The sequence below is a fragment of the Nitrosospira sp. Nsp14 genome, assembly GCF_900113575.1.
GTDB lineage: Bacteria > Pseudomonadota > Gammaproteobacteria > Burkholderiales > Nitrosomonadaceae > Nitrosospira.
Genome location: NZ_FOPV01000016.1, coordinates 82994 through 93848 on the forward strand (window position 1 = coordinate 82994; position 10855 = coordinate 93848).

The 10855-nt window shown below is 55.8% G+C and carries 11 protein-coding genes; 9 read left to right on the forward strand and 2 right to left on the reverse strand.

Features of this window, described 5'->3' with window-relative positions; translation table 11 throughout:
• The first annotated feature begins 49 nt into the window (after window positions 1-49).
• Window positions 50-493, forward strand: a complete 444-nt coding sequence (locus BM022_RS11350) for a pyrimidine dimer DNA glycosylase/endonuclease V (RefSeq protein WP_091139378.1) — start codon at window positions 50-52, stop codon at window positions 491-493.
• A 726-nt stretch (window positions 494-1219) separates the two neighbouring features.
• Here BM022_RS11350 and BM022_RS11360 read toward each other — a convergent pair.
• Window positions 1220-2347, reverse strand: coding sequence for a PEP-CTERM sorting domain-containing protein (locus BM022_RS11360; RefSeq protein ID WP_091139382.1), 1128 nt, complete (start codon window positions 2345-2347; stop codon window positions 1220-1222).
• A 170-nt stretch (window positions 2348-2517) separates the two neighbouring features.
• Between BM022_RS11360 and BM022_RS11365 the strand changes: the two genes are divergently transcribed.
• Window positions 2518-2973 carry an EVE domain-containing protein gene (locus BM022_RS11365; RefSeq protein ID WP_091139384.1) on the forward strand — a complete coding sequence of 152 codons (456 nt, stop codon included), beginning with the start codon at window positions 2518-2520 and terminating at the stop codon, window positions 2971-2973.
• 81 nt (window positions 2974-3054) lie between these two features.
• Window positions 3055-3852, forward strand: coding sequence for a sulfite exporter TauE/SafE family protein (locus BM022_RS11370; protein ID WP_091139386.1), 798 nt, complete (start codon window positions 3055-3057; stop codon window positions 3850-3852).
• Window positions 3853-3886: 34 nt separating this feature from the next.
• Here the strand turns inward: BM022_RS11370 and cysG are convergent, their stop codons facing one another.
• Window positions 3887-5359 carry a siroheme synthase CysG gene (cysG, locus tag BM022_RS11375; RefSeq protein WP_091139388.1) on the reverse strand — a complete coding sequence of 491 codons (1473 nt, stop codon included), beginning with the start codon at window positions 5357-5359 and terminating at the stop codon, window positions 3887-3889.
• Window positions 5360-5532: 173 nt separating this feature from the next.
• Here cysG and BM022_RS11380 point away from each other — a divergent pair, with 173 nt between their 5' ends.
• The 6 genes from BM022_RS11380 to scpB all read left to right on the forward strand — a co-directional run bounded on the left by BM022_RS11380 (window position 5533) and on the right by scpB (window position 10576).
• Window positions 5533-6384: a 3',5'-nucleoside bisphosphate phosphatase gene (locus BM022_RS11380; RefSeq protein ID WP_177191706.1), complete on the forward strand. Its 852-nt coding sequence runs from the start codon at window positions 5533-5535 to the stop codon at window positions 6382-6384.
• Between the two features lie 182 nt (window positions 6385-6566).
• Window positions 6567-7199, forward strand: a complete 633-nt coding sequence (locus tag BM022_RS11385; protein ID WP_091139392.1) for an L-threonylcarbamoyladenylate synthase — start codon at window positions 6567-6569, stop codon at window positions 7197-7199.
• Window positions 7192-7842 carry a site-2 protease family protein gene (locus tag BM022_RS11390; protein ID WP_091139393.1) on the forward strand — a complete coding sequence of 217 codons (651 nt, stop codon included), beginning with the start codon at window positions 7192-7194 and terminating at the stop codon, window positions 7840-7842. Before BM022_RS11385 ends, BM022_RS11390 begins: the two co-directional genes overlap by 8 nt.
• A 42-nt stretch (window positions 7843-7884) precedes the next feature.
• Window positions 7885-9087, forward strand: coding sequence for a tryptophan--tRNA ligase (locus tag BM022_RS11395; protein ID WP_091139395.1), 1203 nt, complete (start codon window positions 7885-7887; stop codon window positions 9085-9087).
• A 66-nt stretch (window positions 9088-9153) separates the two neighbouring features.
• Complete coding sequence (locus BM022_RS11400; protein WP_091139396.1) at window positions 9154-9966, forward strand: segregation and condensation protein A; 813 nt, start codon at window positions 9154-9156, stop codon at window positions 9964-9966.
• A gap of 10 nt (window positions 9967-9976) precedes the next feature.
• A complete protein-coding gene (scpB, locus tag BM022_RS11405) occupies window positions 9977-10576 on the forward strand; it encodes an SMC-Scp complex subunit ScpB (protein ID WP_091139398.1) in 600 nt (199 codons plus the stop codon).
• Window positions 10577-10855 lie beyond the last annotated feature (279 nt).

Consider the following 10855-nt stretch of genomic DNA (forward strand, 5'->3'; position numbering starts at 1 on the left):
CACACGCTAAGCTCTTATCCTAGACCATATCGACGAAAGTATTGCTGCCATGCGCTTGTGGACGCTCCATCCCCGCTATCTGGATGCCAAAGGGCTAACAGGTGCCTGGAGAGAAGCGCTGTTGGCGCAAAAAGTATTGTCGGGATCGACCACCGGCTACACGCATCATCCCCAGCTAATCCGGTTTAGGCAGCATCCTCAGCCGCTTATGGCGGTGGGCGCATATTTGGCTGGCCTTGCCGCAGAAGCTGATCGGCGAGGGTATCACTTCGATACAGAAAAAATTCAGGAAACGGGAAACGTGGGACAAATCGAGGAAACAGATGGACAGCTTCTCTGGGAGTGGGCTCACTTGGGCGGAAAGCTGAGGAAACGGGCGCCTCATCTGCACCAACATCCTGGAGGCATCATTATGCCTGAGCCCCATCCACTATTTCGCATTGTGCCGGGAGGGATCAGAGATTGGGAGAGAGGGGCACGTAATCTTGGCTAACCGCCTATCGACGTCTATAAGCGCTATGCGTTCGGGCTTGTGCCGTTGGGCAAGAAGTCGACCAAATGAATCGATCATCTCAGCCCATTCGCTGGTCGCGTCTCACTTCGGAATCAGGTAACCGTTGCGTTCTGAAGCGCATCGTTTGCTAAAGCTGGACTGTTCAATCCCAACTATCTTGCCATTTATCCAGATAGGACATCAGACCTGAGCCTGTAATCCAGCCCGGTTATTATTCCTATATGCTCGCCGCCTGGCACTCCGCATGCATATCCGCAACGATCGGGGCCACGTGTGGGCGATGGTATCCAATTACCACTCGTACACCCTCATCTCGACACTCAATATCGGAGAGCCATGCGCAAGGCCGCAAAGTCGGATAAATGGCTCAAAGCGCGCTCACCCGAGAAGTAAGATAAAGGACTTAAACTCATTTTTTCACCCACGATTTGACCGACTCCAACCGTGCGGTTCAAGTAGGGTAGGGGGATAAGGGGAATTAGACATGCATGATTCTGTAAAAAGCAGGAGAGAAACCATGACATATCTTGAAATCTGTCAAATCGCCAAGCGGCTGGTTCCCGCCGAACTGCGGGAGAAGTACGATCATCTTTCTTACGGCGAAATGACGGACGTGGCAGAGCTGTCCCAGGGCAGAAGGGCTCGCGCCGTGGCGGCCTCCCCGTGCTCATCATCATCTGCTCTTCCGAGGAGACCCTGGACTATTTAACCAGCCTTATCGCGCCGCAATTTGAAACCCAGCATTCCAAGACCGGCCAGCAGCATCATGAAAGCTTCCGGTTCCGGGACGGGAGTCAGCAAAACAGCGTGCTGGAAGCCCTCATGCCACGCCTCCGCCACGATAAAGCCCTTATCGTTGATATCGTATGCATTCACAATATTCCAGCCGAACTGGGTCGAAGCAGGATCGAGGGCATGATTGAGGTCTACTATCGCCTCCCCATCCCACAATGTCGCGTGCTGGACAGTCGCGCGGGGATTCCCGTCAAGTATGCTGTAACCTACAATCTGGCCGGCCTCATTGATGGCGTTGGCTTCACTGCGGCCACTTCCCTCGGTTATGGGAGTCAGTGCACCCAGATCGGTGATGCCCGTTTCCGACCAGCGTGTGGCATGCCATATCCCCTCGGCGACCACGCTTGCCCCCACAATGACGTCGGCATTGTTTATATCGTTCGCGGAATTGAAGTTCTCATACAGTGTTCCCAAGTCCGTAACGGTATTCCCATCCCACAGGACGGCGCGGGTTCGAAGGGAATCAAGGTCAGTAATGGATCCCACGATTTTTCCAGAGTCATTGATGGCCTTCGCGTTGCCATAAACTCTGCTGCCCAGAAATAGGGGCAGTTCGGTGAAAGTATTGTTGCTCAAAAGCACGGATTGTGAAGTCCCGGGACCGACTGACCTGTTTATAACAATCTGCCCCAAGTTATTGATATCTGCGGCGCTGCCTCCCGCTTCGCTCGACGGGTCCAGATCAACGCCTGAACCGCCATTCCAGAGCGTGGGACGGTTATTATCGGTCGAAGTATTACTGAACCCAACAATCACGCCCGAGTCGTTAATAGCGTTGGCGTAGCTGTAACTCCCGCCAAATGTTCCCAGGTCGATCACGGTGCCGCTGTCCCACAGCATGGCATGCACTGTGGCAACCGCGACGAGGCTGTTTCCAACTACCTGGCCCGAATTATTGAGAGCACTGGGAGCGTCGAAAATCGCACCCGGTGGGCTGGGGAGGGCCGTGACGGTATAAGTGCCGGCGTGGGAATGGTTTATACCGGGCAGAAACAGAATTGCAGCGAACAGAGCAAGACGAGATACCCTTATTTTCATTGGATTCGCCTCTAAATTAGAACCGTATTTATAAGCAGCATAGATGAATTTCCTCCATTAAGATATAGTCGGTTCTATAGGACGTCTGGGGAGCAATCCAGCCATAAAAAATTTTAATATCTATAACAATCAACGGTTATCGGAACTCATGAGAACTCTCTGGAATTAATATGCGTTACTGGCTGATGAAATCGGAACCGTCAGACGTCAGCATTGATGACCTCGCCTCGATGCCTGAGCAAACTGTCGCTTGGTACGGGGTGCGGAACTATCAGGCCCGCAACTTCATGCGCGACCAGATGCGCGTGGGCGACCAGGTATTCTTCTATCATTCGAGCTGTCCGGCGCCAGGGATTGCTGGTATTGCCGAGGTTTGTAAACTGGCGTATCCCGATGCAACCCAGTTCGATTCCGACAGTAAATATTTCGACCCGAAGGCAACGTCACAAAATCCGCGCTGGTTCAATGTGGATGTGAGGTTCGTCAGAAAAACCCGTCTCGTTGGCATTAAGGAATTGCGGAACCACCCGGAACTGGCAGGCATGAGAATTCTGCAAACCGGGAATCGCCTTTCCATTACGCCCGTGGATCCGGCCGAGTGGAATTTCGTCATGGATATTATTTGATGGGCTGGCCGCAGCCGGGTTTACAAACAGACAGTCAGCAAAAAATGCTCAAGCCAAGTACGCATTTCGGCCAAGCTTGACGTGGAGTGGTGGCCGGCTTATCTGCTGTTGGGCGCAGTTGTCGGCTTCTTTGCCGGATTGTTGGGTATCGGCGGCGGGTTGATTCTGGTACCGGTGCTCACCGTTATCTTTACCGCCCAGCACTTCCCGCCCGATCGCATCCTGCACCTCGCCCTTGGCACGACCATGGCCGCGATCATTTTTACCTCCGCCTCCAGCCTGCGCGCTCACCATGCGCATGGGGCGGTAAACTGGCAAGTCGTGAAACATATCACGCCCGGAGTCATCATTGGGACATTGGGCGGCGCCACGCTGGTGGGCATGTTGCCCAGCCGCGTGCTCAGCATCATCTTTGTGGTGTTCATCTTTTACGCAGCCACACAGATGCTGCTGAAAATCGCGCCCAAACCCAGCCGTAAACTGCCGGACGGGCCGAGCATGCTCGGCGTCGGTTGCATCATTGGCGCAGTTTCGAGCTTCGTCGCTATCGGCGGCGGCCTGCTGACGGTCCCATTTCTGACCCTCTGCAACGTGCGACTGCAGCAGGCTATCGGTACCGCGGCCGCGGTGGGCTTTCCCATCGCTGTGGCCGGCGCTATTGGATATGTCCTTAATGGCATGGCTCAATCGGAGCCGTTGCCGGAGTACAGCCTGGGGTATGTTCATATACCGGCGTTGGGGTGGATCGTGCTCGCCAGCATGCTCACCGCGCCCTTGGGCGCCAGAACGACGCACGTCATACCGACGGGCGCGCTCAGGACAATTTTTGTTCTGCTGCTATACTTGCTTGGCACGAGGATGCTGATCGGCCTTTTTTAAACGGAATAAAATAGTGTCAGGGCGCGCCCAAGCGCTATCCGCCACTGGAAATACCGGCAGCGGTCGCGTCACGGGCATCCACATCGCGTTGTGGCTCGAACCACGCCAGTTTCCCATGCAGCTTCACGACCTCCCCTACGATAATGAGGGTTGGCGGAGTTAATCTGGCGGCCGCCGTCAAATTGGGCAGGGTTTGCAGCGTGCCCGTCAATACCCGCTGCTTATGCGTGGTTCCTTGTTGCACGATTGCGGCCGGTGTTGTGCTGGGCAGTCCGTGCGCGATCAATTGGCGGCACAACTCAGATAGTCCAAGGAGTCCCATATAGACCACGATAGTCTGGTTTGGCCGCGCCAGCATGGGCCAATCCAGGTTCACGGTGCCATCCTTGAGATGGCCGGTGACAAAGACGCACGACTGGGCAAAATCCCGGTGGGTGAGGGGAATACCTGCGTACGACGCAGCACCCGTTGCGGCGGTAATGCCAGGCACGACTTGGAAAGGAATGCCGTGGCTGGAAAGGGTTTCAATTTCCTCACCCCCGCGGCCAAAGATAAAAGGATCTCCGCCTTTCAGCCGCAGCACGCGCTTGCCTTCTTTCGCCAGCCGTACCAGCAATTGGTTGATCGATTCCTGCGGCATCACATGCTTGCTGCGTTCCTTGCCGGCATAGATCCGGGTCGCGTCGCGGCGAACCATGTCAAGTATCTCAGGTGACACCAGACGGTCAAACACGACCACATCCGCCTGCTGCATCAGGCGCATCGCGCGCAAAGTCAGCAGTTCCGGATCGCCCGGGCCGGCCCCCACCAGATAAACCTCGCCACCGCTTGCCTCATCCGTTCCGTTATCGAGCAAACGCTTCAGATACGCTTCGGCCGCCTGATCCCTTCCGGCGAACACCATTTCCGCAAACGGCCCCTGCAATGCTTTTTCCCAGAATCTGCGCCGCATCTGAGGCGCCGCAAAGCGCTGTTTGACCTGCTCGCGGAATTGGGCCGCGTACGCTGCAAGACGGCCATACCGCATTGGTATCATGGCTTCCAGTCGAGCTCTCAGCAGCCTGGCCAATAGAGGCGAGGCCCCCCCGCTGGAAACGGCGACAAGAATGGGCGCACGGTCCACAATCGAGGGCATGATGAAAGAGCACCAAGCCGGGTCATCCACCACATTGACCGGAATACGTAATCCTCGGGCGACTTCCGATACCTCCCGGTTGACTGCGGCGTCATCGGTAGCAGCGATGACAAGAACGGCACTGGCAAGATGATCAGAACGAAACACTTCCGCACGATGTGTGATCCTTGCTTGCGCCAGGCGTTTCCCAGGTTGTTCCCGACGCTGCTCCAATAATCGGCTGTCCAGTTCCTCACAGAGCCGAGGCGCGATGATAGTCACGTGGGCGCCGGCGCGTAGTAACAGCGCCGCTTTGCGGGCAGCCACTTCTCCACCGCCGACCACCATGCAATCGCGATTTCTTACGTCGATAAAAATTGGCAAAAAGTCCATTTATTCCGTCTAAGCTGGGTGACTCGGTATCCTACTCTACCGGAAACTTTCCGGTTTCTCTTAAGATGGGCGGGTTGAGATTTCGGGCGACCAATCCGTTGTTGCGATTCAATTTCATCGCCCCCCTTATGCTATGATGCGGCTCTCGCTTTGCGCAACTATCCTCCTTCATGATGCTGAACATCGACTTGCATTGCCATTCCACTGTTTCGGACGGTCTCCTTACGCCGACACAATTGGTCGAGCACGCCGCTGCGCGGGGGGTTGACATTCTCGCCCTGACCGATCATGACGACGTAAGTGGCTTGGCCGAAGCCCGCGCGATGGCCGCCGAAAGGAATATCACCTTGATCAATGGTGTTGAGATCTCGGTGGACTGGCGCGGACAAACTCTTCATATCGTCGGACTGGGAATTGACCCGGAACATCCCGACCTCGCCTGCGGTTTGTCGTCCATACGCAATGGCCGCATGGTACGCGCTCGTAATATTGCCACGCAACTGGACAAGATCGGAATTCATGGCAGTTTTGAAGGCGCTTCCCGCAACGCAGGAGAGGGGCACCTGCTGGGTCGCATGCACTTTGCGCGCTTCTTGGTCCAGCAGGGCCACGCAAGAGATGTGAAGGCAGTCTTCAAGAAATACCTTGTGAAGGGTAAGCCGGGCTATGCGCCCCATCAATGGGCGCCGCTAAGTGATGCGGTCGGCTGGATACGCGCCAGCGGGGGCAGAGCTGTAATTGCTCATCCCGGCCGTTACAAGCTGAGCAGGAAAGCGATGGACGAACTACTGGAGGAATTCCGCGCACTCGGCGGGGAGGCTATCGAGGTGATCACCGGCAGTCATACGCCGGAGCAGTCGATGCAGTTTGCGCGGCATAGCCAGCGGCTGGGCTTGCTGGCCTCCCGCGGCTCGGATTTTCATGGCCCCGGGGAAAGCTACTTTGATCTGGGGAGAATGCCTGCGCTGCCCGCGATCTGTCGGCCGGTATGGCATGACTGGAATGAAGCGATCCAAGCTGGGTAAGTTGCAGTTTTCCCTGGCCTGCCGCCATGGTGCCATATCGAGTAGCCGGTATGTATCACCTGAGGTACCCGTGATTGCCCCTGCCCTCACTGCCTCATTGCCCCGCCGTGCCTTGGCGCCGGCATGATGTATCAGGGGTAGATCATTGGCGACATTGATAAAAATAATCCGCTATTTTTCTTGTGGCTCAATTCTTTTCGATTCACCCGGAAAATCCACAATTACGTCTGATACGGCAGGCAGCCGCTATCGTGCGTGCCGGAGCGGTGATCGCCTACCCCACCGATTCCTGCTATGCCCTTGGCGGCCAGTTGGGCGACAAAGCCGTCATGACTCGGATTCGGGCGATACGGCAAATGGATGAGCGACACCACTTTACTCTGATGTGTCGAAGCCTCGCAGAAATCTCGCATTACGCTAAAGTTGATAATCGCCAATACCGGCTGCTGAAAATGAGCACCCCGGGTAGCTACACCTTTATATTTCAGGCCACGCGGGAGGTGCCTCGCCGCTTGCAGCCCCCTCGCCGCAATACAATTGGGGTCAGAATACCGGATCATCCTGTCGCTCAGGCCTTGTTGGCGGAGCTGAATGAACCGCTGTTGAGTTCCACCCTGATAATGCCGGGGGAGGAGCTTCCGCTTAATGATCCGTGGGAAATTCGCGCTCGTCTCGAACATCAGGTGGAACTGGTGCTGGATGGGGGCGCGTGCGGACTGGAGATGAGCACGGTCATTGATATGACCGGGGATACGCCGGAAGTGATACGGGAAGGCAAAGGAAGCCTCCAGCCTTTTGGAATGTCCAATGGATAGCATTATTCAGAATATCGCGATCTATGCGCTTCCGGTAATTTTTGCTATTACTTTACACGAGGCCGCCCATGGCTACGTGGCAAAGCATTTCGGCGATATGACGGCCTACGCCCAGGGACGCGTCAGCCTGAATCCGGCTCGACATATTGACCCGCTCGGCACGATTTTTCTTCCATTGTTGACGCTGTGGCTGGGCGGGATACTATTTGGCTGGGCCAAACCGGTGCCGGTCGATTTCTCGGCGTTGCGTCGCCCGAAACAGGACATGCTTTGGGTGGCGCTGGCCGGGCCGGGGGCCAACCTTTTCATGGCGTTGCTCTGGGCCTTCGTGATCAAACTCGGCCTGACCCTGTCGGAAACCGATCTTGCGCGGCCGATGGTATTGATGGGGGAAGCCGGCATAAAAATTAATGTGGTCCTGATGGTATTGAATTTGCTGCCTCTACCGCCGCTTGATGGTGGCCGTATCGCGGTAAGCCTTCTGCCACACCGCATGGCGAACAGCTTTTCCAGGATTGAGCCGTACGGCTTCATGATCCTCCTGTTGCTGCTGATGACCGGTGTACTGGGCGCAATTATAGGGCCGTTTATAGCCCTCACCATTCAGGTAGTAGCATTGGTTTTTGGCCTCGAAACCTACTGAAAGATAATCGAAGTGATCGTATAAGGAAAAAGGACGAGCGGTATGTTCAGTGAGCGAGTTTTGTCGGGTATGCGCCCCACGGGCGGCCTTCATTTGGGTCACTATCATGGCGTGCTGAAAAACTGGGTGGAGCTTCAGCACCAATTCGAGTGCCTTTTCTTTGTTGCTGACTGGCATGCTCTCACCACGCACTACGATACGCCCGATGTCATTGAACGTCATGTCTGGGACATGGTGATCGACTGGCTGGCAGCCGGGGTGGATCCGGCGCAAGCGACATTATTCGTTCAGTCGCGCGTCCCGGCGCATGCCGAGTTGCACGTGCTGCTTTCCATGGTCACACCGCTAGGATGGCTGGAACGCGTGCCTTCGTATAAGGATCAACAGGAAAAGCTATTCGAGAAAGAGTTAAACACATACGGCTTTCTCGGTTACCCTCTTCTGCAAAGCGCGGACATTCTCATTTATCGCGCTACCCGCGTACCCGTAGGTGAAGACCAGACCCCGCATATCGAGTTTACCCGTGAAATCGCCCGGCGCTTCAATCATATTTATGGCAAGGAGGCAGGATTTCGCGAAAAGGCGGAAGCCGCAATAAAAAAACTTGGTTCAAAGAAATCAAAACTCTACCGCGAGTTAAGGAATCGCTACCAGGAACATGGCGACGATGAGGCACTGGCTGCGGCCAAGGCACTGCTTGATGAGCAGCAAAACTTGAGTCTGGGCGATCAGGAGCGCCTGTTTGGTTACCTGGAAGGTGGTGGCAAGATGATTCTCTCCGAGCCCGACGCGATGCTGACTCAAGCATCGAAAATGCCGGGGCTGGACGGCCAGAAGATGTCGAAGTCCTACAATAACACTATCTCGCTGCGCGAAGACCCTGCAAGCGTGATAAAGAAGATACGCACCATGCCGACCGACCCCGCCCGCATCCGCCGCATCGATCCTGGCGATCCGGCAAAATGCCCGTTATGGCAGTTCCACCTGGTTTATTCGGACGAGGATACCAAGGCATGGGCCCAACAGGGCTGCACTACCGCCGGAATTGGCTGTCTGGAGTGTAAGCAACCGGTTATTGACGCGATACTGGCGGAGCAACAGCCGATGCACGAGCGCGCGCGTATGTATGAGGAAGACCCTACCCTTGTGCGCAATATCATCGCGGATGGATGCGAGAAGGCCGATAAATTAGCCCAGGAGACCATGCGGGACGTAAGAGAGGCAATGGGACTGGACTACTCTTAGGGCTACACTTTCCAATATGCCCCATTCCTTGATGCACTTGTTCAGTGTTTCCTTAGCCTTCATTTCATGATGGACGGCTCTTCCCAGCAAACCGAGGCTGCCGCAATTGCGAAAATCTACGGCGAGCCGGTGACGGAATTACCGGCGGATTTGTATATCCCGCCGGATGCGCTGGAAGTGTTCCTGGAGACGTTCCAGGGCCCCCTTGATTTGCTGCTGTACCTTATTCGCAAGCATAATTTGGATGTGCTTGACATTCCAATGGCGGAACTTACACGCCAATACATGGCCTACATTGGAATGATGCGGACGAACAAGCTGGAACTGGCGGCAGAATATCTTCTCATGGCGGCGGTACTGATTGACATCAAATCGCGAATGCTATTGCCGACGCCTGCTATCCGGGATGAGGAAGAGGCGGATCCGCGTGCCGAACTGGTGCGGCGCCTTCTGGAATATGAGCAGATGAAGGCCGCCGCACAGCAGCTCGATCAACTGCCCCAAGCGGAGCGAGACTTCTTGCTGACGAGAGTGTGGATCGAAGAGGCGACGGCTGAGCGGCTGCCGGAAATCAGCGTGGAGGATCTGCGCGATGCGTGGCTGATGCTGATGGCTCGTAGCCAGGCAAATCGCCGCCACCAGATCACCCGTGCGCAACTGTCGGTGCGAGAACACATGAGTCGCATCTTGCGCCAATTGCAGGGACGCGCGTTTATTGAGTTTAACGATTTATTTAACCCCGCCGCAGGCGCGCCGGAACTGGTCGTGACGTTTTTGGCGCTGCTTGAGCTTGTGCGGGAACATCAGGTTGAAATAAGCCAGCCTTGTGCTTTTGGGATTATCTATGTCAGGCCGGTTAGTACCCTCTCCGTCATCTAGTTCCACAGGCATGGCCGGTGCCGCCAATCCCGCTGAAATCAAGCGGATTATGGAAGCGGCATTGCTCACCGCCCAGGAACCATTGCCACTCTCCGATCTCAGGAAACTCTTTGATGAGGAACTCGGCGCTGAGGTGCTGCGCAGGTTGCTGGAGGAATTGCGTCTGGACTGGGACGGAAAAGGCATTGAACTGGTCAATGTTGCCAGCGGCTGGCGCTTCCAGGCGAAACCGGAGATGCAAAAGTTTCTCGATCGCATCAATCCGCAAAAGCCGCCGCGCTACTCTCGGGCCGTACTCGAGACGCTTACCATCATCGCTTACCGCCAGCCGGTGACACGTGGCGACATAGAAGAGATCCGCGGCGTATCCGTCTCAGGGACCATACTCAAGGCATTGGAGTCGCGTAGGTGGATAGCGCCGCTTGGTCACCGCGATGTTCCCGGCAGACCGGCGCTGTATGGTACTACGGTCAACTTTCTCAATGACCTGAATCTCCGATCGCTGGCGGAATTGCCGCCGCTGGACGAGCTGGGCACTGTCATCGAGCAGAAAGGAACGATAGGATTGCTGCCCGTTGCTGACGCGCCCGGGGAGGACGGGCCTGAATGAGCCGGTTCGGTCTCGTCCGGGGAGTTTCAATTGTCATACGGGCCAAGGGGACTCCAAGCAGAATTCCAGTTAGGGAACGCTATCACCAAAATTCCGTAACTTAAGCTCCATCATCGGTATTCGCCATCCTTTGCTCTCTCTTTCTGTCATTGACCGTGAGAAACAAAGTCAATGCACATGGTCGCCTGGGGGAGGCAGTATTTCCTTTTCGCGGTTGAGCTGGGCGACCTGCTGCGTCAGCATCTGGGTATTGCTCCAGCCGGGGCCATCGGCCTCCGG